Source organism: Duganella sp. CY15W, from assembly GCF_009857555.1.
Classification (GTDB): Bacteria; Pseudomonadota; Gammaproteobacteria; order Burkholderiales; family Burkholderiaceae_D; genus Rugamonas; species Rugamonas sacchari.
Genome location: NZ_WWCQ01000001.1, coordinates 1,396,611 through 1,420,280, shown reverse-complemented (window position 1 = coordinate 1,420,280; position 23,670 = coordinate 1,396,611). Strand labels below are relative to the sequence as shown.

Annotated in this window: 17 protein-coding genes and 3 riboswitches; of the genes, 4 read left to right on the top strand and 13 right to left on the bottom strand. The window is 62.0% G+C overall.

The annotated features are described in order from the left end of the window. Genes GTP58_RS06595 through GTP58_RS06580 form a run of 4 tightly spaced genes read right to left on the bottom strand, consistent with a single transcriptional unit; the run spans position 1 to position 3,957 of the window. Positions 1–1,302 carry an ATP-binding protein gene (locus tag GTP58_RS06595; protein WP_161076738.1) on the bottom strand — a complete coding sequence of 434 codons (1,302 nt, stop codon included), beginning with the start codon at positions 1,300–1,302 and terminating at the stop codon, positions 1–3. Then, a complete protein-coding gene (locus tag GTP58_RS06590) occupies positions 1,299–1,961 on the bottom strand; it encodes a response regulator transcription factor (protein WP_161076737.1) in 663 nt (220 codons plus the stop codon). The genes GTP58_RS06595 and GTP58_RS06590 overlap by 4 nt, the downstream gene beginning before the upstream one ends. Before the next feature lie 34 nt (positions 1,962–1,995). After that, complete coding sequence (locus GTP58_RS06585) at positions 1,996–3,432, bottom strand: pyridoxal-dependent decarboxylase (protein ID WP_229215436.1); 1,437 nt, start codon at positions 3,430–3,432, stop codon at positions 1,996–1,998. A 57-nt stretch (positions 3,433–3,489) separates the two neighbouring features. Then, positions 3,490–3,957, bottom strand: coding sequence for a transcriptional repressor (locus tag GTP58_RS06580; RefSeq protein ID WP_161076735.1), 468 nt, complete (start codon positions 3,955–3,957; stop codon positions 3,490–3,492). 200 nt (positions 3,958–4,157) lie between these two features. On the opposite strand from GTP58_RS06580, the gene GTP58_RS06575 reads away from it, so the two are divergent. Further along, positions 4,158–6,323, top strand: a complete 2,166-nt coding sequence (locus tag GTP58_RS06575) for a TonB-dependent siderophore receptor (RefSeq protein ID WP_161076734.1) — start codon at positions 4,158–4,160, stop codon at positions 6,321–6,323. Positions 6,324–6,347: 24 nt separating this feature from the next. On the opposite strand, the gene GTP58_RS06570 is transcribed toward GTP58_RS06575, so the two are convergent. From GTP58_RS06570 to GTP58_RS06560, 3 genes are all read right to left on the bottom strand, one after another. Continuing rightward, positions 6,348–9,077 carry an AAA domain-containing protein gene (locus GTP58_RS06570; RefSeq protein ID WP_161076733.1) on the bottom strand — a complete coding sequence of 910 codons (2,730 nt, stop codon included), beginning with the start codon at positions 9,075–9,077 and terminating at the stop codon, positions 6,348–6,350. 158 nt (positions 9,078–9,235) lie between these two features. Continuing rightward, positions 9,236–10,006 carry a CbtA family protein gene (locus GTP58_RS06565; protein ID WP_161076732.1) on the bottom strand — a complete coding sequence of 257 codons (771 nt, stop codon included), beginning with the start codon at positions 10,004–10,006 and terminating at the stop codon, positions 9,236–9,238. A gap of 13 nt (positions 10,007–10,019) precedes the next feature. Then, a complete protein-coding gene (locus tag GTP58_RS06560; RefSeq protein WP_072784589.1) occupies positions 10,020–10,235 on the bottom strand; it encodes a CbtB domain-containing protein in 216 nt (71 codons plus the stop codon). 40 nt (positions 10,236–10,275) lie between these two features. Continuing rightward, positions 10,276–10,396: riboswitch (cobalamin riboswitch) on the bottom strand. Positions 10,397–10,435: 39 nt separating this feature from the next. Between GTP58_RS06560 and GTP58_RS06555 the strand changes: the two genes are divergently transcribed. Further along, a complete protein-coding gene (locus GTP58_RS06555; RefSeq protein ID WP_161076731.1) occupies positions 10,436–11,014 on the top strand; it encodes a histidine phosphatase family protein in 579 nt (192 codons plus the stop codon). On the opposite strand, the gene GTP58_RS06550 is transcribed toward GTP58_RS06555, so the two are convergent. The 5 genes from GTP58_RS06550 to cobW all read right to left on the bottom strand — a co-directional run bounded on the left by GTP58_RS06550 (position 11,011) and on the right by cobW (position 18,522). Further along, positions 11,011–11,892: a cobalamin-binding protein gene (locus GTP58_RS06550; RefSeq protein WP_373924703.1), complete on the bottom strand. Its 882-nt coding sequence runs from the start codon at positions 11,890–11,892 to the stop codon at positions 11,011–11,013. The genes GTP58_RS06555 and GTP58_RS06550 overlap by 4 nt on opposite strands. 20 nt (positions 11,893–11,912) lie before the next feature. Beyond that, positions 11,913–12,452 carry a VWA domain-containing protein gene (locus GTP58_RS06545; protein ID WP_373924702.1) on the bottom strand — a complete coding sequence of 180 codons (540 nt, stop codon included), beginning with the start codon at positions 12,450–12,452 and terminating at the stop codon, positions 11,913–11,915. Positions 12,453–12,580: 128 nt separating this feature from the next. Then, positions 12,581–13,651, bottom strand: a complete 1,071-nt coding sequence (locus GTP58_RS06540) for an ATP-binding protein (RefSeq protein WP_161076729.1) — start codon at positions 13,649–13,651, stop codon at positions 12,581–12,583. Next, the gene (cobN, locus tag GTP58_RS06535; protein WP_161076728.1) at positions 13,648–17,451 is read right to left on the bottom strand and encodes a cobaltochelatase subunit CobN; all 3,804 of its coding nucleotides are present in this window, start codon (positions 17,449–17,451) and stop codon (positions 13,648–13,650) included. The genes GTP58_RS06540 and cobN overlap by 4 nt, the downstream gene beginning before the upstream one ends. A 21-nt stretch (positions 17,452–17,472) precedes the next feature. Continuing rightward, positions 17,473–18,522, bottom strand: coding sequence for a cobalamin biosynthesis protein CobW (cobW, locus tag GTP58_RS06530; RefSeq protein WP_161076727.1), 1,050 nt, complete (start codon positions 18,520–18,522; stop codon positions 17,473–17,475). Between the two features lie 107 nt (positions 18,523–18,629). Next, positions 18,630–18,863: riboswitch (cobalamin riboswitch) on the bottom strand. A gap of 92 nt (positions 18,864–18,955) precedes the next feature. Further along, positions 18,956–19,174: riboswitch (cobalamin riboswitch) on the top strand. A gap of 164 nt (positions 19,175–19,338) precedes the next feature. Here cobW and GTP58_RS06525 point away from each other — a divergent pair. Together GTP58_RS06525 and GTP58_RS06520 are read left to right on the top strand one after the other, a co-directional pair. After that, positions 19,339–21,441, top strand: coding sequence for a TonB-dependent siderophore receptor (locus GTP58_RS06525; protein WP_161076726.1), 2,103 nt, complete (start codon positions 19,339–19,341; stop codon positions 21,439–21,441). Next, positions 21,429–22,901 (top strand): PepSY domain-containing protein, encoded by a 1,473-nt coding sequence (locus GTP58_RS06520; RefSeq protein ID WP_161076725.1) that lies wholly within the window; start codon positions 21,429–21,431, stop codon positions 22,899–22,901. The genes GTP58_RS06525 and GTP58_RS06520 overlap by 13 nt, the downstream gene beginning before the upstream one ends. Before the next feature lie 35 nt (positions 22,902–22,936). Here GTP58_RS06520 and GTP58_RS06515 read toward each other — a convergent pair whose 3' ends face one another. Further along, complete coding sequence (locus GTP58_RS06515; RefSeq protein WP_161076724.1) at positions 22,937–23,596, bottom strand: heparinase II/III family protein; 660 nt, start codon at positions 23,594–23,596, stop codon at positions 22,937–22,939. Positions 23,597–23,670: the final 74 nt, after the last annotated feature.

Sequence of the window (23,670 nt, the reverse complement as noted above, 5' to 3'; positions counted from 1 at the left end):
TCAAGGGAAGAAGACGGTGACGCGCAAGCCCTTGCCTTGCTCGCCGTCTTCCAGCCGGATATCGGCGCGGTGATGGTCAACGATGTTGCGCACGATCGACAAGCCCAGGCCGCAACCCCAGACCTCATTGCCGTCCGGCCGGAAGAAGCGGTCAAACAGGCGTTCCCTGTGCTCCGGCGCGACACCCGGTCCGTTGTCGCGTACCTGCAGATATGCCCGGCCCTGATCGGTACCGGCCAGCAGATCGACCCGGCCACCGCGCTGGGTATAGCGCAGCGCGTTGTCCACCAAGTTATTCAGCATGACGCGCAAGCCATCCGGTTCGGCCTGCACTACGACCGGCTCCACGGTTTCCACGCCCAGGTCGATGTCGCGGCTATCCGCCAGCGCGGAATGGTCCGCCACCACGCTGACCAGCAGCGAATTGACATCGACACGCTGCAACTGCGTACGCGTCAGTCCGGACTCGTGACGGGCAAGGCTGAGCAGTTGCTGCACCAGATGGCTGCCGCGGTCCAGCCGTTCATGCAGCCGTGCCAGCGCCAGGGTGCGCGCGGCGTCCGTCTCGGCCCGCTCGACCAGTTGCAGCTGCAATTTCAGCGCTGTCAGCGGCGAACGTAGTTCATGCGCCGCATCCGCAACAAAAGTGCGTTGCGCCGCCAGCGCTTCTTCAAACTTGCCCATCAGGCCATTCAGGGCCTCCACCACGGGACGCAGGTCGGGCGCCATGGCCACCGGGTCCAATGGCTGCAAGGCCGTGGGCGACTGCCCCACCACAGCGCGGGCGAGGCGGTCCAGCGGCCGCAATGCCCGGCCGACGACAATCAGCATCAGACAGGAAAACACCAGCGCAATCACCAGCAGCGGCGCACCGGCGCGTACTGCCATGCGCAAGGCCAGCCGGTCGCGCGCCGACTGCGGTTGCCCAACCTGGACATAACGTCCGGGTTCATGCACGCCGTAGATGCGCCAGAGATTGCCGTTCACCTGTTTTTCCTGATAGCCCTGCAAACCATAATGCGGCAACGGTTGCAGGCCGGGTGCCACGGTCGTATGCATCGGCGCGCCATCGCGGTCCCACGCCTGCAACACGAATGCTTCCTCGGGATCATGGATGTTTTCCGGCAAGGCCGTGCCCTTGAACTCATCCGGCAGCGCCACCGCGAGCTGGCGCAGCTGCAAATCCGCCAGCTCATTGGTTTCGGCCAGCAAGGAGCGGTACAGCATGGCGCCGGCACTCAGCACGCACACCAGCGAGGCGCTGAGCAAACCAATCAGCAATTGTTGGCGGATGGTCTTCATGGCAGCGGCGTCACCTTGTAGCCGACACCGCGCACGTTGCGGATGAAGTCCGCACCAAATTTCTTGCGCAAATGATGGACATAGACGTCCACGGTATTGCTCTCCACCTCGGCATTCCACCCATACAGTTTTTCTTCCAGCTGGCTCTTGGACACCACGCTGCCGGGATTATCCAGCAGTGCCCTGAGCACGGAAAATTCGCGCGCCGACAGTTTGACCGGCTGGCCCTCGAACGTCACCTCATGGCTGGCTAGGTCCAGCGTCAGCAGGCCATGCGTGACCATGGAACGGGTGCGGGCGACACGCCGCCGCAACAGCGCGCGTACGCGTGCCAGCAATTCATCGAGGTCGAACGGCTTGACCAAATAGTCATCCGCGCCGCTGTCCAGCCCATCAACCCGTGCGGGCGTGCTGTCGCGGGCAGTGATAATCAGCACCGGCAAATCATCGCCGCGTGCCCGCAACGTGTGCAGCACCGCCATGCCCTGTTTCTTGGGCAGCCCCAGATCCAGCAACAGCAAGTCGTAGCCGACCGTATTCAGCGCCAGATCGGCCGCCTGGCCGTCCCGCACCCAGTCGACCGCATAGCTTTCGCCGCGCAAGCCTTCCTCGATACTTTCGCCGATCATGGGATCGTCTTCCACTAGCAACAGGCGCACCTGTCTCTCTCCATTTAGTGATTACACTGCTATCTTACCGCGATGCCGCGTGACGTTCGAACAGTTGTTGAGCACCGCAGGACAATACCGCCGCCAGCAGCGCATCGATATCCCGCGCCTGGGTGCGGTGATTGACGATTGCGCAACGGATCGCCAGCTGCCCGTCGAGGCTGGTCAGCGACGGCGCCGCCAGCCCGGATTCCTGCACCGCCACCACCAGCGCCGCGTTGAGCGCGTTGACAGTGGGCTCATGGTCGCGATAGCGGAAGCACACGATATTGAGCGTCACGGGGGCCAGCAGTTCCAGCTGCGGCTGCGCGCGAACCCGTTCGGCCAGGTATTGCGCCAGTTGGCAGGTCTGGTAAATGGTCCGTCCCAGCTTGTCGGCGCCATGTACCTGTAGCGTCATCCACACCTTGAGCGCGCGAAATCCACGCGATAAGTCCAGCCCCAGGTCGCACGGCCAGGGCGAGTTGGCCGCCATGCCGCGCAGATCCCGGCGCAAATAGCGATCGGCGGCACTGAAGGCGGCCAGCTGGGCCGCGCCATCGCGCACCAGCAGCAGGCCGGCATCATACGGCACCTGTCCCCACTTGTGAAAATCGCAGGCGACCGAGTCGGCCTGCTGGATTCCCTGCAGCAGAGGCCGCAGCGGTGGCGCCAGCATGCCCAGCGCGCCATAGGCGCCATCGACATGGAACCACAGCTGCTCTTCGCGGGCAATCGCGGCAACGCCCGCCAGATCATCCACCGCGCCCACATCCACCGTGCCGGCCGTGGCGACGACAAAGAACGGCGTCAACCCGGCCGCCCTGTCGGCGCGGATCGCGCGCTGCAACTCAGGCAGCTGGATTTGCGCGTGTTCATTCACCGGAATAATCCGTAGACTTGCACGCCCCAGGCCACTCGCTTCCAACGCCTGCGCAATGCAGCCGTGCGCGGTGCTGGCAGCGTATGCCACCAGGCCATGCTGGCGCACCGCGTCCCCCAGCCGGGCATGGCGCGCGACCAGCAACGCCAACAGGTTGGCCATGGAGCTGCCGGTCACCAGTACGCCGCTGGCGCCTTCTGGAAAATCAAACAGGTCGGCCATCCAGCGCACCACCTGACGCTCGACCTCGAGCGGAATCTGGTCGCGTCCGCCCAGGTTGACATTAAGGCCGGCGGCCAGCATCTCGGCCAACATGCCCACTGGCGTGCCGCCGCCATGCACCCAGCCGAAGAAGGCCGGATGCGGATTGCCTACCGTGTGGGGCAATATCTGCGTCATGAATTGCTGGTGTACGTCCGCCAAGGTCCGGCCCTCGGCCGGCATCGGCGAGCGGAACGGCGCGCGCGCCTGCGCCTGCATCGGCTGCCATACTGGCCTGGTGCGGATCGTCTCCAGATAGCTGCACATATCATCCAGCATGCGGTGGGCCTGCGCCCTGAAACCAGCCCAGTCGTCCGGGTCCAGCGATTCCTCATCCATGGCTCTTCTCCCTGACATCAGAGAAGCCACCTTAGCGGGCCGTCCATTAACGCCACCTTAACTCCCGGCAGTACAGCGGTCGCACATCAGCGTAATGGCCGTTGCGGCCAGTCCGCGTTCAAATCCAGCCGCGCGCGCCTGGCGCCGCAAGGCCTCCAGCAGCAGTTTGTCGGTAACCGCATGCTCGCTTTGACACAGCGGACACACCATGCTGCACACCATGGGCGCGGCAAGCACGGGAATCAGCATGAACCGCGATTTGCCAGCCGGGTCCAGTGGCGGCCACTCGCGCTGCACCAGGCCATGCTGCTCCAGCTCGGTTAAGACACGGTAGACCGTTCCCAGGCTGATGGTGACGCCCGTCTGGATCAGCTGCAGAAAAATGCGCTCGGCCGGCAACGCTTCCTCGCGCTGCTGCTGCAACGCCGTCAGCACGCAGATGCGTGCACTGGTAGGCCGCAGCTTCAATTTGCGCAGCTGAGCGTAGACCGCCTCGTCTTCAGCCAACTGGCCATGTTCCATCATGCTACTCCCCGTTCGTACGGCACGCCTGGCAAGAGGCTGGGCGCGCAAGCGGCGGATGGTAGCGAATCAAGCATTAACGCAGTATTAAAAAGTTGCACCGTTCCCACGGATTGCAAAAATATAATTTTTGCGTTGTTTTGCTGCCGCTACACAAACAATAATGCGATTCATTCTCATTTGTATTTATGACTGGAGCTGTAATGCAACGTACTGTTTTCCCTCGCTTGTCGCCGCTGGCGCTGATGCTGCAATTGACCTTTACCGGCGCCCTGGCCCATGCTGCCGACGCCGATCAGCAGCGTGCCGATGCCGCCCTGCCGAGCGTGACCGTGACCGGACAAACGGAAGCGGATGCCTACCTGGTCAAACGCACCTCGGCCGGCACCAAGACCGACACCGCCGTGCGCGACCTGCCGCAGACCGTCACCATCATCAACCAGGCGCTGATTAAAGACCTCAGCATGCAAAGCATGGCAGACGTCGCGCGCTATGTCCCAGGCATCGGCATGGCCAATGGTGAAGGCAACCGCGACGCGCCGATTTTCCGTGGCAGCAGCAATGCCTCCGGCGACTTCTACATTGACGGCGTGCGGGACGACGTAGAATACTACCGTGATCTGTATAACGTCGATCAGGTTGAAGCCCTGACCGGCCCGAACGCCATGGTCTTTGGCCGCGGCGGTTCCGGCGGCGTCATCAACCGCGTCACCAAACAAGCCAATTTCGGCCCATCCGTGCGCGCTGCGGACCTGACCTTGGGCAGCTACCAGAATCGTCGCCTGACCGTGGATATCGGCCAGGCCATTAACGACACGCTGGTCTTGCGTGTCACCGGCCTGATGGAAGATTCCGAAGGCTACCAGCGCAATGCCAAGGTCAAGCGTTCCGGCATCAACCCGACACTGGCCATCCGCGTCAGCAACGACACCAGCGTGGTGCTGGGCCTGGAGCATTTTGAAGACAGGCGCGCCGCCGACCGTGGCGTTCCCTCCTTGAATGGTGTGCCGATGAATCTGCCGGTCGACGCCTTCTTTGGCGATGCCAGCGCAGACAGCCGTCCGACCAGCGTGAACGCAAACGCGTTCAGCAGCGTCATCGAGCATAGCTTCGGCAACGGCATTCACCTGTCGAATAAAACCCGCTATACCGACTACAACAAGTTCTATCAGAACTACAACGCCGGTGTCGTCAACGCCCAGGCCGGGACCGTCCCTATCAGCGCCTATAACAACCATCAGTGGCGTAAAAACCTGTTCAATCAGACCGACCTGACCACGGACCTCAATGCGGGCGGTATCAAGCATAAAATCCTGGCCGGGCTGGAACTGGGCAAGCAGGACACGGACTATCTGCGCATGACCGGTCTGTTTTCCAAAGGTGGCACCAGCATCGACGTTCCCCTGGCCCGTCCAGACGGCAGCCTGCCGGTCAATTACGTGCTCGGCGGCGGCAGTGCCGACCGCGACGGCTACAGCACTGCCAAGATCGCCGGTGTGTATTTCCAGGACCAGATTGAGATTGACCCGCAGTGGCAACTGATTGCAGGCCTGCGTTACGACAACTTCAAGCTCGACTATCACAACAATATCGCCGCCGGCCTGCGCGCCGTGCCAGCCAGCGCTGCGAATTTGTCCAGCAGCGACAATCTGGTATCGCCGCGCTTTGGCGTCGTCTACAAACCGGTGCCAGCGGCAACCGTGTACGCCAACTACAGCGTGGCTTCGTTCCCGCGTGGCGGCGACCAGTTGAGCAGCCTGAACAGCGTCAATCAAGGCCTGAAGCCGGAGAAATTCACCAACTATGAAATCGGCGCCAAGCTGGAAATCAATCCGGACCTGTTGGCCACGCTGGCCGTATATCGCCTCAATCGCAACAACGTGGCCGTAACGAATCCAGCAACCGGCATCGCCGACCGTCTGGTCGATGGCCAGCGTACCAACGGCGTTGAAATCGGCATCAATGGCAAAGTGACGCGCCACTGGAGCATCAATGGCGGCTACGCCCATCAGGACGCAAAATTGCTGGCCACCGCCTCGGCCACCGCGCTGAACGGCGCCATCATCGGCATGGTGCCGAAGAATACCCTGTCACTGTGGAACCGCTATGACTTCACGCAGGCGCTGGCCGCCGGCGTTGGCCTGGTACGCCGCTCGGACATGTTTGCTTCCACCAGCAACACGGTGGTACTGCCCAGCTATACCCGGGTGGATGCGGCCCTGTTTTATACCATCAGCGCAAACTACAAATTGCAGCTGAATGTGGAAAATCTGACCGACAAGAAGTACTACCTGTACGCCAACGGCGATAACAACATCACGCCAGGTTCGCCGCGCGCCTACCGCGTCAGCCTGCACGCCAGCTTCTAAGCTGCGTGACGCGTGCCGGGCATGTCACTGTCCGGCACGCAGGTTTCCTGTATCGCCCGAGCTCCCCATGGCCCACTGGTCCAGGAAGTCCGCAATTTTCTTTCCAATAAAGCTCTCGACAGTTCGCAGCCGCAGCAATGGAATATCACTCTTTCGCAGAATACTGTCTTTCAATGCGTCCCGCGCTGACTGCGGCTCCCCGTCATGCGTCCCACCGTCCACCTCGATCACACCGAGCGGTGTTTTTCCCACTTTGAAATACACCACAAAATCACAGCTGGCCCGGTTTTTCATGAAGTCCCGTTCGCGTGGAGTCAGCATTTCATTGGTTGGCGAAGCCAGCTGCGACAAAAAAATCTGGGAATGGAATGTCATCGCCTGATATCGCTCTCGTGCCGTCACCTCGCGCAGAATCTGCGCGACAATCTGCTCGGACATATAGCGCGAGTCAGCGGGGCGCAATCGGCGACGCAGTTTTTCAAGCGAGCGGTCATACTCCTTGTAGAGCAAATCAAAAGCCGAGACAACGGGCGCGCGATGAATCTGCTTTTCCTCGGCGTAGTATTCGATATAGCGCACCAAGGCAGCAACGTGGCCATTGTTTCTGGTAAAAACATCATCGCCGGTCACCAAAGTGAATTTGTTTTTTGCCCTCGACACCGCTACATTGACCAGGTGAGGATCGTCCACGAAATCGAGCTTTCGCTGGCCACTGTGCTTTTTGTCCAACACCGTGGAAAAGACAATTTCATCGCACTCCCTGCCCTGGAATTTATGTACCGTGTCTTTGACAAAGTCCGCTGGCAGATGGGCGCGCGAGAGCGCGACCTGCGCATTGTACGGGGCGATAAATCCTCGGTGGCGCTCGCCATCCCAGTCACTCACACCGTCCCACTTGAGAACTTCCTGCACTGAATCCAGTTCCCGGAGGTTTGCATTATTACGCGTGTGATTTCCCTTGGCAGTGATGATCAGCTCTAACGATGGTTCAGCCCGGTTTTGCGTCATCGGCACCAGCTGGTTGTCATAAAACTGCTGATTGCAAAACTGGATAATACGGGGATGACAACGGTAATGCTCCTTCAGCAGCGTCTTCGGTATGGTGTCGTTGAAGACGTTGATGCACGAGTCAAGCAGGCTGTATTGCTCACAATCGTAAAAGGCCGTGGGCGCTTCGATGCCAACGATGGTGGGAATATGCGGCAACTGTTGCCGGTCACCGACAATGATCAGGTTTCTGGCGCAGCCCAAGGCCAGGATGCCTGGAACGATATCCTGCTGCGAAGCCTCATCGATAATCACGTAGTCCAGCAATGCGCCGTTGCCCAATGAGTTAATGATGGAATGTGTGCTGCTGCCGATGATAGGAAAGCACTTTACAAACGCGTCAAACTGCCGCCGGTAATTGCGGGCATCGAATTCTTGCTGTTCGGGGATGTGCTGATGCAGATGCTGTTTGAGATAGCCCATCGACCGGCCGGTCAACTGACTCAGCAAGGTATCAAATTCGCCGCGCGCCAGGGCCTCCTGGTGAGCCGCCAATGCAATCGAGCGCTCCAGCAGCGCCTTGTCGTAAAAATTAAGTTGCAAGGCAAAGATTGCGGCGCTGCGCTTTTCCCAGCTATCAAAGGGCTTCATCCGCAGGATCTTAAAGTTCAGCAAAAGTTCGATCCGGTCCTTGATCTTGATGCGGCGCTCAGCGAGATAGGCCAGGTATGCCATGAAGTCCGAAGAAGCCTGCGGCGACAGGCGATACTTCTCCAGGGGCATCGGCGCCTCCACCAAATTGGCGTCCTGCCATTGCAGCAGATAGCGCCGCTCCACCGACAATTCATCTATCTCCGCACTCAGCCGCGCTGCCGCAGCCTGTGCATGAAGCAGCTGCTTTAGCTTTTGTAGTATGGCCTGGATCTCATCCATGGCAATCGGAGATAGTTCTGGCTCTTCGGGCCGCGTGGGCAAGGCACTGAAGAAGTTCGTCCGGTTCTGGTCACTGCCCAACCTGGCGGCCAGATAGTCCAGTCCGGCCGCATCCAGTTTCTCATAGACGTTTTCTACCGCAGCATTGTTGTTGGACAGAATAGCGACCGTACTTTTGCGCAGAAGAATATTGGCGACAATATTCAATATCGTTTGCGTTTTTCCTGTGCCTGGCGGTCCTTCGATCAAGCTAACCTGGGAGGAAAAAGCTTGTTCAACCGCCTGCAACTGGCTGGGGTTGACGCCAAAAGGATAGATGAAATCGCAGCCCGGCTCGCGCTGCCTATTCTGTGCCGTGCAGTAGGCTTGTAGCGCGGTATCTTCATGGGGGAGCACTTTATCAAGCTGACGTAATATGTTCTCGTCGATTGGCCGATTCTGCGCACTCGCTCGCTTTACCCTGGCCTCGACAACGTCAACGAAATAGCGGAATACCGGGCCTGTCTTGAGCGCTGTTTCGACGTTCAAGACCAGATTATCCGGGCTCTCGATTTTGATTGTGGTGCTTCCTCGACACCGAATAACGGCAAACCGTCCGCCGTAAATCGGTACGTCCTCAACGGCTTGAAACAGCGCGCCGTCTTTTTTTGACAGCAGCCCGCCAGGCACAATAACAGTAGGTTCAACCCTGCAATGACTCAATGGACTATGAAAGGATTTACCAGAAGGAAAAATACAAGTCAGCATCAGCTCACCTTGTTTATAGCCCCACCATATTTTCCAATCACTGATTTTCCCGGTCTTGTCTTCGCCATTCACCCAGATTGAAACCATACGTTCCTTGCCTATCTTCGCTTACGTGAAAACATATCGCGAGCCGACACTCGGCAGCAGCTGCGCCAACCTTATCTCCAAATAATAAAGGCTGTCAATGATCCGGATTCGAACCATTGACAGCCTTCGTTTTTATTTATTCAGCGCTCACCAATTAGTCAATGGCGCCTTATACCGGTGCGTTGAACCCGCTCTACCAGCCAGCCAAACAGCAGTCCGATCACAGTCCACATCAGCAGTTGAATGCCGACTGCGGCGATCCTGAACTCCCACAACAGCGCTGCGGGAAAGTTCGACGGCACTTCGTTCAGTGCCGGCAGCAGATTGAGGACGACAGCAGTGATTGCTACAAACACGCCTGCCCCGGCAATCGATCCGTTCCATGCGCCCAGCCGGGCAACCAGCGCGCCGCGCACCTTGAGCGAAAACACCATGACCGTGATCGAAATGGCGATCATCAGGAAAAACAGGTCGGTGCGATAGCCGATACTCTCGGCCATCCCCACTGAGGGCGGATTGGCCGGGTACTTGATATTAGGAACAAGCACCAGCGTCGTGAACGCGGCCAGTGCCAGCCAGGCGGACAATGCCCTGGCGCCAAGCCGCCCGACGCGGCCGTGGGCATAGGCGAACACCAGCGCAAACAAGCCGCCAACCGCTGCGCCGAACACCACCACGCCGGTAAGCAGGCCGAGGCCTGCCTGCGTGGGCCGGCTCACGAGCTCTTCTTCATGCTCGTGCTCGTGTTCATGGGTATGGACGGATGCTTCGGCAGGACCATGGGAGTGGCCGCCCGCAGCGGCGCCATGATCTTCCAGCGAAATCGCCTGCTCCACCTGCGGCTCGCCATAGAAACGGGCAAAGCCAAACGCCAGCACGCCCGCAACAACGCCCGCGAGCATGCCGCGTACTAAAAACTTACCTACCATGTTGTGCTCCCGATCAGTGGCAGGGGAAGCCGAGCAGGTGACGGCCATCGTGCACGAATTCATGCACATACATGCCGGGAATCAGGGAGGTGGCGCCTTGCTCGGCACCGACAAAGTAGATGGCAAGCAGCATTAACAGGCCGCCAAATACCAGCCATGGCAACAGTTCGCTGACAGGAATGGGGCTGACGACAGGTTCCAGGGCTGGATTGAGGGTGCCGACGTTCATAATAAATTCTCCCGGGGTTACGTGCCCACTATAAAATTAAGGGTTGCTGCTTCGATTCGGGTCTGGCTTTCGGCTGTTGGACAGCAGCGATTACAGTGGCACGACCGCACCGGACTTGCACCGGTTTCCGTATCTCGACGCCCGCATTATACGCACTATTCTTTCAGAAATTGATTCATCGCTTAGGCGGAAAGAGATTCATGCACTTACGCTTATTACTCATCAGCCATGCAGCCACGGCAGCAATGCGCAGCGGACGCTTTCCGTCCGACGATGCGCTCGATGAACGTGGCATTGAAGCGACACAGGCGTGGCGTCCGCGTATCGAAGCCATGCAGGCAGCGGCCGCCTTCCGCAGCACCGCCGTGTGCGTGGGCGAGACTGCCCGCCTGCTCAATCTCGAGGCCGCCATCGCGCCTGCATTGGCAGAAATTGATTTTGGCCGCTGGACCGGACAACGCCTTGCCGATGTCGCGGCCGCCGAACCGGACGCATTGGCAACGTGGCTCAGCGATCCGCAGGCGGCGCCGCACGGCGGCGAATCCTTTGGCGCGCTGGTCGCCCGGGTCGGCGCATGGCTGGATGCGCTGCCTCACACGTCCGGGACCGTCATCGCGCTGACGCATGCCTCGGTCATTCGCGCGGCCATTCTCCATGCGCTCGGCGCCCCGCTCTCCGCGCATGCCCGCATTGAGGTCGCGCCGCTGTCACTGGCGGAGTTGCGGCGCTCAGCGCGTGGGTGGAGCTGGATCACAAGCCCGCAGGATAGCGTGTCCTAGCCACCATTCTTGCGATGCTGCCGGGCGATATCGAGTTTCTCGCACAAGGCGGCCGTGCCTTCGATCATGCGCGGGCCTGCGCGGTTGAGCAATTCGCCATTCAGCGTGAACAGATTATCGTTGCGCACCGCCGTCATCGTGGTGTATTGCCGCCACAGATTGACGCCGCCGTTATCCTTCTGGCTGGTGCCGAAGATGGCTTCCGGATCCTGCTGCAGCACCGCTTCGGCGCTGACGACAGGGGCAGTCATTTTTAGATCCGCAAAGATATTCTCGCCGCCGCATACGCGGATGGCATCGCTGACGATATGCGTGCCATTGAGCGTGTACAGCGGCTTGTCCCACACCTGGTAAAACAGCCGAACCGGCGAGCGGCGGGCATACCTGGCGGTCAACGCTGCCAGCTTCTGGCGCAGGTCGTCAGCGGCAGCGTCGGCCACTTTCTCGGTCCCCAGCAGCTGACCAAGACGGGCAATGCTGCCAGGGATGGCATCCAATGTCGGCGGCTCACTGTGATAGAGCGGAATGCCGAGCTGGCGCAGCATATCGAGCTGGCGCTCCGAACTGCTATGCATCCAGACGACGATCAGGTCCGGCTTCATCGCAATCACGCGTTCCATGTCGAGTTGGCGGTTATCGCCGACGCGCGGGATCTTCTTGGCCGCTTCCGGGTAGTCGCTGTAAGTAACTGCGCCGACGATGCGTTCACCACCGCCAGCGGCAAACAGCAGTTCAGTCACATGCGGCGCCATGGAAATCACGCGCCTTGCCGGCTTTTGCAAGGTGACGGGATTGCCGTCATCGTCCTTGACGGTGATGGCAGCGGCGGACGTACCGGCAATGCACAGCGCGGAAAGAAGCAGAATCAGTTTTTGCACGACATTTGCCCTTGAAATAGTTAAGCCAGCCGATGCTCGGCTGGCCAGCGCTCGGCCCAGGCCGCGCAACGGCCGAGTGGCCGATCGCGATGATCGAAGTCAATGATGACGATGTGCCCGGCGGCGGCAGGCGCGCCGGGTTGCTCCAGCGTGCGGCCATCCGTCAGCAACCACAACACTGTTTCCCTGTGGCCGCGCCGGGATGACACTGCCAGCAACTGCCCGGCCACCGTCAACGCCTGTACCAATGGTGTTCCGCCGCCGCCGCCGCATTCGCGTGCGCGCATGGCGCCTGCGGCCCGTGCCGGACCAGGTGGCACGGTGATTTCAACACCCCGGCCGCCAAACGACAGCATGCCGACGTCGTCGCCAGCGCGCGCGGCTTGTTCGATCAACCGCGCTGCGTAGCCCTTGGCCAGCGCCAGTCGACCGTTCTGGCGCATTGATCCCGAGGTATCCAGCAGGATCAGGTGCAATGCGGGCACCACGGCATGCGCTGGCTGGCGACGCAGATGCTCGCTCCTCAGCGGCTGTGGACCTTTGGCGACCAGTGTTCGCACCCAGGCTATCGCTGAACTTGATGCGGGGGCGTGCGTGGCGGCCTTTCGGACTGCCGGAGCAGGCGACAGCGGGGAGGTACGCCACCGTTGGCCGCTCTCCCCTGTCCGGGGCTGCGCGCCAGGGTGGCTCAGGCTTTTTTTGCTGGCCACGCTCCTGTAGAGACGACACGCGTGGTGGCAACCGGCTGCGGCGGCAATGCGCCCCAGTCGCCTTCGGGTTCGCGGCCGGGCTCAGCCGGTGCGTCAGACGCTGGCTGGTGTTGATGGCCGTTGGACGGTGCAGGCTGCGGACGTTGGCTGGCGCCAGGCGGCGTACCAGCCGGCTCCATGCGGCGGTGTGCCAGCGCCAGATCCGCTACGGCATCAACATCTGCTGTCGTCACTGCGCTACGTCCTTCCAGAGCTGCAAGCGCGCGGGCGGCGCGCAGCATGACCAGGTCGGCACGCACACCGTCCACGCCAGCATCAAGCGCTTTTTGGGCTGCATGCGCCAGGACCGCATCCGGCCACGTCAGCCCGGCCAAGGCGGCGCGTGCCCGCGTCAATTGCTCGGCGAGCTGGACCAGCTGCGGTGCGTGTGCGCCGATCAGCGCCTGCGCGTCCTCGTCAAATTGCAGCCGCGCGCGCAGGATGGCCTGGCGCTGCACGGGATCGCGCGGATTTTCCAGCGTGACTGCCAGCCCGAAGCGGTCCAGCAGTTGCGGCCGCAGTTCACCCTCTTCCGGGTTCATGGTACCGACCAGCACGAAGCGCGCGGCATGCTGCTGGGAGATGCCATCCCGCTCGACGATGTTCACGCCACTGGCGGCCACATCTAGCAGCGCATCCACCAGTGCGTCGGGCAGCAGGTTCACTTCGTCCACGTACAGCACACCGCTGTGTGCGCGCGCCACCAGGCCGGGCGACAGCCGCACCTTGCCATCGCGCAGCACGTCTTCGACGTTCAGGCTGCCGACCAGTTGCTCCAGGCTGGCGGTCAGCGGCAGCGACACAAACGGTGCGGCCTCCGTGGCCCCTGGCAGCAGTTCCGCCAGCGCGCGTGCCGCCGTCGACTTCGCCGTGCCGCGCGGACCGCTGATCAGCACGCCACCGATGCCAGGATCGACCGCAGTCAGCAGCAGCGCGCGCTGCAGTTCGGACTGCCCCACCAGCGCGGTGAACGGAAAGACCGCAGGTGCGGCGGCTTGGACAACGGTCATGGCATATCTCCTCTTTCAACATCCTCCAGCGTTTCGAGCCGATGCTCCAGCGCCAGCAGGTGTTCTTCAATACGTTCCCGGTGATCGCCCGGTTCGGCCCACATGCCCCGCTGCATGGCCTCCAGCAAACGCTCGCCAACATTGCGCAAGGCCAGCGGATTATGCTGCTGCATGAAGGCCCGGGTGGCGTCATCATGCAGATAGGCGTCCGCCACCATTGCGTACTGGTGATCGCTGACCACGCCGGTGGTGGCGTCGAACGCAAACAGATAGTCCACCGTGGCGGCGATTTCAAACGCGCCCTTGTAGCCATGGCGCTTGACGCCTTCCAGCCATTTGGGATTGACCGCGCGCGAGCGCACCACGCGCGCCAGCTCCTCGCCCAGCGTGCGGACGCGCGGCGCACCTGGCACGCTGAAGTCACCGTGGTAGAGCGTGGCGGGCGTACCGGTCAGCTGTTCAATAGCCACCGCCATGCCGCCCTGGAACTGGTAGTAATCGTCGGAGTCCAAGATGTCGTGCTCGCGGTTGTCCTGGTTGTGCAGCACTGTGTCGATATGCGACAGCCGTTGCTCGAAAGCGCCGCGCGCCGCCTTGCCATGCTCGTCCTGGCCATAGGCGTAGGCGCCTGCGCGCAGATAGGCTTGCGCCAGGTCGGAGCCATCGTTCCAGCGCCCCCCGAGCAGTTCCTGCAAACCGGCGCCGTAGCCGCCCGGACGTGGGCCGAACACCCGCCAGCTGGCCTGGCGCTCGGCATCTTCTGCCGACAGGCCCTGCTCCTGCGCTTGTGCCGCCTCGCGCCGCACGCGCACACGGATGGGATTGATGTCGTCGGGCTCGTCTTCTTCCGAAATCGCCGCCACGGCGCGCACGGCGGTGTCAAACAGGTCGATCACGTTCGGGAAAGCATCACGGAAGAAGCCGGACACACGCAACGTCACATCCACGCGCGGACGCCATTTAATGGACATCGGCAGGACTTCAATATCCAGCACGCGGTTGCTGCCGGGCGCCCATTTGGGCCGCACACCCAGCAGTGCAAACGCCTGGGCGATATCCTCGCCGCCGGTACGCATGGTACTGGTGCCCCAGATCGACAAGCCGACTGCGCCGGGGAAACAGCCGTGGTCCTGCAGATGGCGTTCCACCACCAGGTCGGCCGCCGCCACACCCATCGCATAGGCGGTGGGCGTCGGCACGCCGCGCGTATCGACGGAATAGAAATTACGGCCGGTGGGCAAGACGTCCGGCCGGCCGCGCGATGGCGCACCGCTCGGGCCGGCCGGCACAAAGCGTCCTGCCAGGCCGCGCAGCAATTGGGTCATCTCGTTGGGACCGCAGGCATCGAGGCGAGGTTGCAGGGTTTCGCGGATACGCTGCAGTACCGCTGCGGTGCGCGGCCAGACGGCGGCATCCATTATGGCGCCATCGTCCAGCGCGGCCGCGGTCAATTGCGCCGCCAGCAGTTCCAGACGTTCGCGTGTATGGCCTTCGTGACGCCAGACGTCATCGCTGAGCTGCTGCAACGCTTGAGGCTTAGGTCCCTGCCAAGTCTGCGCCCAGTTGGGATTCAACGGCTGGAAGCCGTCAAGCCCCAAATCCTCGGACAAGGCTTGCAGCAAGCTTTGCTGTCCGGCCTGATTCCCGCCCGGGAAGCGCGCCAGTGCCACCATGGTGTCGATGCGCTGCCGTCCCTGCGGCGAACTGCCCAGCGTATGCAGGCCGTCCCGAATCTGGGATTCCTTGATTTCACACAGGTAGGCATCGAGCCGGCTCAGCAACGCCTCGCGCGCCGCCTCGTCGGCCGGTTTGGCAAAGCCCAGTTCCTGATGCAGGTTCTCTTTCAGAATACGTTCAAGGATTTCCGAACGCAGCATTTTGGCGCGGCGTGGATGCAGCGACAGCGCCTCGTAATATTCGTCCATCTGCCGTTCCAGCGCCTGCAGCGGGCCGTAGGTTTCGGCGCGGGTCATCGCCGGCATCAGGTGGTCGATGATCACCGCCTGGGTGCGGCGCTTGGCCTGGCTGCCCTCGCCCGGATCATTGACGATGAATGGGTACAGATGCGGCAACGGCCCCAGGATGGCGTCAGGCCAGCAGTCCGCCCCCAAGGCCACACTTTTGCCCGGCAACCACTCCAGATTGCCGTGCTTGCCCACATGGACCATTGCATCCACGAGATAGACGCGGCGCAGCCAGAAGTAGAACGCCAGGTAGTTATGCGGCGGCACCAGGTCAGCATCGTGGTAGCTGGCCACCAGGTCCAGGTCGCGTCCACGCGCAGGCTGGTTGCCGACGAAGACATTGCCGTAGCGGCGGCCGGACACCATGAAACGCCCTTGCCGTACCATCGGGTCGTGCTGAGGCAAGCCCCATAAGGCGTTGACCGCATCGCGGCTGTTGGCCGGCAAGGCATGGAAGTCTGCCAGGTAGTCGTCCATGGACAGGCTCTGCAACGCTGGCCGCGCGTCATTGGCGCCAAGTGCATTCGTCACACTGCCGATCAACGTGGCCATCAGCGCATCGCCGTCTTCAGGCAGCGCACCGGTTGCGTAGCCGGCCTCGCGCAATGCTTCCAGTATCGCCACCGTGGAAGCCGGTGTGTCCAGGCCGACGCCATTGGCCAGGCGGGCGTCGTCATTGGGATAGTTGGCCAGGATCAGCGCCACGCGCTTGCTGGCGTTGGGCTTGTTGCGCAACACGCACCAACGGCGCGCCATCTCGGCCACGAAGGCGATGCGTTCCGGCTCGGGCTGATAGCGGACGATATCCATTTCAGTGCGTTCGCAACGCCATGACAAGCCCTTGAAGCTGATGGCGCGTGTGCCGATGCGGCCATCGACTTCGGGCAGCACCACCTGCATGGCCATATCGCGCGGCGTCAGGCCGTGCGGGTCCGCCTGCCATTGATCTTGCCCGCAGCCGGCGGTGATGAGTTGCAGTACCGGCGCGTCGTCGGCCAGCGCCTGACTCAGTTGTTCATCGTCGCCATCCAGCGAGGACACTGCAAAGCTGGTGGCGTTAAGCACTACCTGCACCTGCTGCTCGCGGGCCAGCGATTGCAGCATGGCATAGCTGGCGGGTGTCTTGAGGGAGTCCACCGCCAGCGCCAGGGGATTCATGCCGGCGTCGTGCAAGGCGGCCATCATGTCGTCGAACACGGCGGTATTGCCGGCCAGCAGATGGGCGCGGTAAAACACCAGCAAGGCCACCGGTGCTTCCGGCCGCCACGGACCGGTCAGTTTATACGGCTGGTACAGCAGTGCGGGCGGCAACGGTACGGCCGGGGCCGGACGCTGGCCAAGGCCGAACACCGCATGGGCGATGAGCGCAAAGAACTTTTGCGCGTTGTCGCGCCCGCCTTCACGCAGGCAGCGCCACAGGTGACGGCAATCGTCCTGCGCGGCGGTACTGCGCAACAGCAGTTGCAGATCTTCATTCATGTCGCCGGAGAACATGGCCAGCCACTGGCCGCGCTCCTGCGCTTTCGCCACCGCCTGCTCGACCAGGTAAGCCGAATCGCCCGGCGCGCCGATGTGATCGATGATGACCACACGGGCGTGCTGCAACACGTCGTCCATATACAGATCGACACTGGCCGGCTGGCGCAGCCACATCAGGTTGGCCAGGCGGATACTGGGAAAGCTGGCATCCAGCCCGGATGCCACATCCGACAGCAGCGACAGCGTGGTGTCGGCGGCGCTGAGGATGACGATATCACCCGGTGTCTGCTCAACGCGCACGACACCAAGACCGTCATCCTCGACGTGTCCACCAGGCCGGGCCGAAAGAAGATGCATGGCTGCTTACTGCGCTATGCTTCAGGCCAGCAGGGCTGCGGAGATTTCCTGCTGCAGCGCCGGGCCATCCAGATGGTCGCCGATCAGCACGATGCGCGTGGCGCGTACCTCGTCGCCACGCCAGGCGCGATCGAAGTAGCTGTCGAAACGCTGGCCCACGCCCTGCACCACCAGACGCATGGCGGCGCCGGGCAAGGCGACAAAGCCTTTGGCACGGTAGATTTCATGGTGTTCCACCAGACTGGTCAGCACGGCCAGCAGCTTGTTGCGGTCGCTCACTTCCAGCGTCACCGAGACGGAATCAAACGCGTCGTGATCGTGGTCCTCCTCTTCGTCGTGGTGGGTCTTGCGCTCGTCGATTACATCTTCCACCGCGCGCTCCAGGCCCAGCAGGACGTCCAGCGCGAGGCGGCCATGCTGGGCATGCACCAGCTTGACACCGGCCGGGGTCTCGGCACGGACCGTCGCTTCCACGGCAGCCAGGGTAGCGGCATCCATGCCGTCGGTCTTGTTCACCACCACCAGGTCGGCAGTAGCTAGCTGGTCTTCAAACAGTTCCGCCAGCGGCGACTCGTGATCCAGGTTGTCGTCCGCGCGGCGCTGCACGTCCACCGCATCCGGATCGTCGGCGAAGCGGCCTGCCGCCACCGCTGGCGCGTCGACCACGGTGATGACCGAATCCACGGTGAAGGCATTGCGCAGCGCCGGCCACTGGAACGCCTGCACCAGCGGCTTCGGCAGGGCCAGGCCGGAAGTCTCGATCACCAGATGGTCGATCTGGTCGCGGCGCGCTGCCAGCTGCTCCATGACCGGCGCAAACTCTTCCTGCACGGTGCAGCACAGGCAGCCGTTGGCCAGTTCAAACAGCTGGCCATTTTCTTCGCCCTCCTCGTCACAACCGATGCCGCAACCGCGCAGCAATTCGCCGTCGATGCCGAGTTCACCGAACTCGTTGACGATGACGGCAATGCGGCGGCCCTGCGCGTTGGTCAGCAAATGACGCAGCAGCGTGGTTTTGCCGCTGCCCAGAAAGCCAGTCACAATGGTGGCAGGGATTTTGCGGGTTTGCATAGAAGTTCCTTGGCGAATAAATGAGATGGCGAAACGGATCAGCGGCACTCGTGGTGAGCCCTCACCGTCTTCCCCGACGATATTTGGGCATGTGACCGGCACGCATGCGTGCCGGCGTAGTCGTTGGCCGGTATCCGGGCTGGTGGACAAACCTCCATCGCCTTCCCAAGCGCGTGTTCGAAACGCTCAGTGGCCTAGATGGAAGCGGAATCAGCTGATTCATCCACTTACCGTTGCGGGGGCAGCGCAGGTTAGGCAGCGCTGATTGCGTGGCCCTCCTGCTTCCCGTTGAACTGCAGCGCTTGAACGACGCCGCGAGCACCAACGCGCGGATTATACCTGAGGCTGCAGGAATTCCCAGCGCCCGCCGTCGCCACCACTACTGCTTACGCCGCAAGGATCGTATGACAATGCTGCTATTCACATGTAGAATACGCGCCAATACGTGAATGGTGCCCTCCTGCTTGTCAGCTGGAGGGTGAAACGGGAAGCCGGTGACACGCGAGATTTTCATTTCGCGCCAGTCCGGCGCAGCCCCCGCTGCTGTAAGCCTGACGACCTTGATCAACCGCCACTGTGCCGCGCACGGGAAGGCAAGACCAGGGAAGGATGATGGCGAGCCAGAAGACCGGCCAGTCACGATGCACGGTAAAGCCCGGGGTGTGGCCTTGCCTGAGAGTTGTTCGTCGTTTTCCTTTTTATCGCTTCAGCAATCGCACATCGTGACTGTGCGCGCTGCCGTTCGCCGTGGGCGCGCGGCGCGCTGTGTCGTCCGTGGGCGTGCGCCTGGCATATCACCTATACAGAGATGCTTTCATGATCCTATCCCGCCCAGTCCACACCACTTCCCTGCGCCCTGTCGTTGCCGCCGTCGCCCTGCTGTGCGCCCACAGCGCCCTGGCCCAGCAGGCCGAATCCATGCCCACTGTGACCGTTCAAGCGGAAGCGCTGCACGAAGGGCTGGGACTGACCCGCCAGAACGCCACGGCCAGCCGTTTGAACCTGACCGCCATGGAACTGCCCGCCAGCCTCGATACGCTGAGCGCCGATACCATGCAGGCGCGCGGCGACCTGCTGGTCAAGGATGCAGTCACCCGCACCACCGGCCTGACCGACATCAGTTCGCCGGGCAACGGCGTGGCCTACTCCGCGCGCGGCTTCAGCGGCAACGGCGCCATCGCGCTGCTGGAAAATGGCCAGCGTCCACAGGTAGGTTCGGGCACGGCCACCTACCCGGCCGATCCATGGGGCTATGAATACATCGAAGTGCTGCGTGGTCCTGGCTCCATCGTGTATGGCAGCGGCACCACCGGCGCCACCATCAATGCGGTACGCAAGGCGCCGCAACGGACCACGGCCTTTGAAGCGATAGCCGGCATCGGCGACGGCAAGGCGCTGCGCGGCGGCGTCGGTGCTACTGGCGCCATCGGCGAAAAAGGCGCGTTCCGCATCGATGCCTACGCTGATCGCAGCGACGGCTTCATCGACCGTGGCAATTCGCGCCACGGCAAGGTGCTGAGCAGCCTCACGTACGCGCTGACGAATGACCTCGACCTGGACCTGTCGCTCGACCATCTGGAGCAGAAGCCGCAGCGCTATTTCGGCACGCCGCTGGTGAATGGCCGCATCGCCGGCGAACTGCGCCACCAGAACTACGACGTCGGCGATGCAGATATCTCCTTCACGGACGACAAGGCCGTTGCGCGCCTGACCTGGCGCGTGACGCCAGCGCTGACCATCAGCAACGAGCTGGCCTACATGAAGGCGCATCGCAACTGGCGCAACGCCGAATACTATTACTACGACACGCAAGCCAAGGTGGTGGACCGCAGCGACTACATCGCCATCCAGCACAACCAGGAGCAGACCGGCAATCGTCTCGAGGCGCGCTGGAACGCGGGCGCCAACCGCGTGGTGGCCGGCTGGGAAGCGGCCAGCATCAACTTCCAGCATAACAATAACTCACCTTACGGCGGCGCCTCGGTCGTGGCGCCGACCGGCTTCAATCCCGGCACGTTTGATAGCCCGGACCCGGTGCTGCCTAACTTCAGAACCCATACCACCACCAACGCATTCTATGCCGAGGATGCTTATGACATCACCAGCAGCTTGCTGTTGCTGGCGGGCGTGCGTCACGACCAGTACAAGGTGGAGCGCGTCAGCCTGCTGGGCGCCACCGGCTTCACTTCGCGCCTGAACTCGAACGCGGTGCGCCTGGGTCTGACATGGAAACTGGCGGCCGATACTTCGGTGTACGGCCAGGTCAGCAGCGGCAGCGATCCGGTCACCAGCCTGCTGTCGCTGAACCTGGCCAACAGCCGCTACAAGCTGACCAGCTCGCGCCAGGTGGAGGCCGGCGTCAAGCAATCGCTGGCCAATGGCAAGGCGGAGTGGACCGCGGCGCTATACCGCATCAGCAAGGATGACATCATCACGCGCGACCCGGCCCATCCGGCATTGTCGATCCAGGGCGGTTCGCAATCGTCGCGCGGCGCCGAACTGAGCGCCAGTGTCAAGCTGGCACAGGCATGGCGCCTGGAAGCGAACGCAGCCTACACTGACGCCCAGTTCGACCAGCTGCTGGAAAGCGGCAACGTCTCGCGCGCCGGCAACCGTCCGTCCGACGTGCCGAAGATCTCGGCCAATCTGTGGCTCAACTACCGTGCTGATGCCTGGCGCGCGGCGCTGGGTGCGCGCTACGTCGGCGAACGTTTCATCGACAACGCCAATTCGCAGGTGCTGCCTGCCTACACCACCATGGACGCTTCGCTGGGCTGGAACATCAGCCGCAACGTGCTGCTGCAGCTGAACCTGCGCAATCTGACCAACAAGCTGTACGCCAGCACCTCCTACAGCGATGCCCAGTACCTGCTCGGTGATCGCCGCCACGGCGAGCTGACGGTTCAGTGGCGCTACTGATCGTCCGCGCCATGGGTTCCTGGAAACGGCAATTGCATCTGCTGCATCGCTGGCTTGGCATCGGCATAGGCTTGCTGGTGCTGCTGTGGTTCGGCTCCGGCATCGTCATGATGTATGTGCCCTACCCTGCGCTGACCGAACAGGAGCGCATGGCATGGCTGGCGCCGCTTAACGTCGAACAAGTCGAGGTCAGCGCGTGGAATGCCTGGCAGGCCACGGGCCAGCCCGGTGTCCCCGACGTCGTCAAGCTGAATAGCGTGGCGGGCCGGCCTACCTACCACTTCATGGCTGACGGCCGCTGGCGTTCGGTGTGGGCCGATACCGGTACAGTCTTGCAAATGACGGACGATATCGCCAGGTCGGCCGCCGCCAGCGCGGCGCCGGGCGCCAGCACCTTGGCCGTCGACACCGTGGATCTGGACCAGTGGACGTTTGGTTCCGTCAAAATGCATCGTCCCTTGTACCGCGTGGAAGCCGACGATGCGGCAGGCAGCGTGCTGTATGTCTCCGGCCGCACTGGTGAACTGGTGCGTGACACCACGCGCAGCGAACGCGCGTGGAACTGGGTCGGTTCGGTGATTCACTGGATCTACTTCACGCCCTTGCGCACCTACGGCCAGCCATGGCGGCAAGTGGTGATGTGGACTTCCGCCGCGGCGTTCGTGCTGGTGATGCTGGGCATGGTGCTGGGCATCCAGCGGCTGCGCTTGCGTAAGCGTTACGCCGGCGGGCGGCGCTCGCCGTATCGCGGCTGGCAGGCGTGGCATCACTGGCTGGGCCTTGGCGCGGGCACGCTGACGCTGACCTGGTTATTCAGTGGCTGGCTGTCGGTCACGCCGTTTGACTGGCTGTCGTCGCCAGGCATCACAGCGCAAGACCGGCTGGCGTTCGCAGGCGGACCGCTGACGCGCGATGATCTGTCGGTGTCGCCTGCGCATGTGGGCCGCGTGCATGCGGATCTGCTGGAACTGGAATGGCGCCGCATCGATGGCAAGCTGTATTTCAGCGCGCTAGATCGAACAAGCCGTAGCCTGCTCGACGCCAATAGCGGTGCCGTATTGCCGGCCATTCCCCAGGAAGTGCTGCTGCACGCCGTGCGCGCCACGCGTCCCGGCGCACCACTGCTGGCCGCCGAAATAATCACCAGCGCCGACAACTATTACTACAGCCATCACACGGAGCGGGCATTCCCCGTGCTGCGCGTGCAATTCCAGTCGGCCGACCAGACGACCTTCTACGCCGATCCGGCACAGGGGAAACTGGTTGAATACGCCGACCGCAACAGCCAATGGAACCGCTGGTTATTCAGTGGCTTGCATCAGCTGGACTTTGCCGCCGCGGTACGCGCGCGCCCGGTGTGGGACGTCATGGTGGTATCGCTGTGCGTGCTGGGCGCCATGTTGAGTGTGACCGGGCTGGTGCTGGGCTGGCGCCGTCTGAAAACGCGCAGCAGGAGATGATTGTCTGCGCAGCCAGCCCGTTGCGATACGCTGATTCAGTTGGCGAAGTCCTCGATGACGCCGTTGGCTGAACTCCGCAGATTCAGCACGGGGCTTGCAACCCTGCTGATGATCCATTCACCCGTGGCCAAGTCGCGCGTCTTTGAATAGGCAGTAGACGGCAGCATGCCAACGATGAGGACATTGGCCGAGGAATTATTCGGCTTCCAGCGCAACTGTGTGACATTGCGGAAGTTGCGGGCAAAGACCACCGTGATGTTACTGTCGATATCGACAGTATCGGCGCTGGCATCGCTGCAGGACAGCAGTCTGGAGGTATTCGCCACCGGCGCCGAATCCCCGGGGTCATTGTCGGCCAGCCATAGCACATTCAGGAAAAACTGGTAGTACGAAGCTACGGCATTTTTCGGCACCGGCGAAATTTCTATGCGCCAAGCGCTGTGTGCAATAGTATGGCGATAATCGTTGAACCAATGTGTCGAGTTGTGGTCGTCATAGGCACCGGAATCGACCAGCAGCGGCGCTCGATAAAACAGCGAGAAGTGGTTCTGGTCCAGGTGTTGATGGTTTTCGCTGCTGAATGGCGACGATTTGAAATCCAATCGCGTCGCATCGGCGTAGTTCCAAGTGTCGCACATGGTCACGCTACCGGACACCGCATACTGGTCCGACAGCGGCAGGCTATCCAACGGCACACGCGCCGCTCTCACATCAGAAAATACAGCGCATCCCATAAATCCTGTTACGAGTGGCGGAAGCGCCGGGGTTT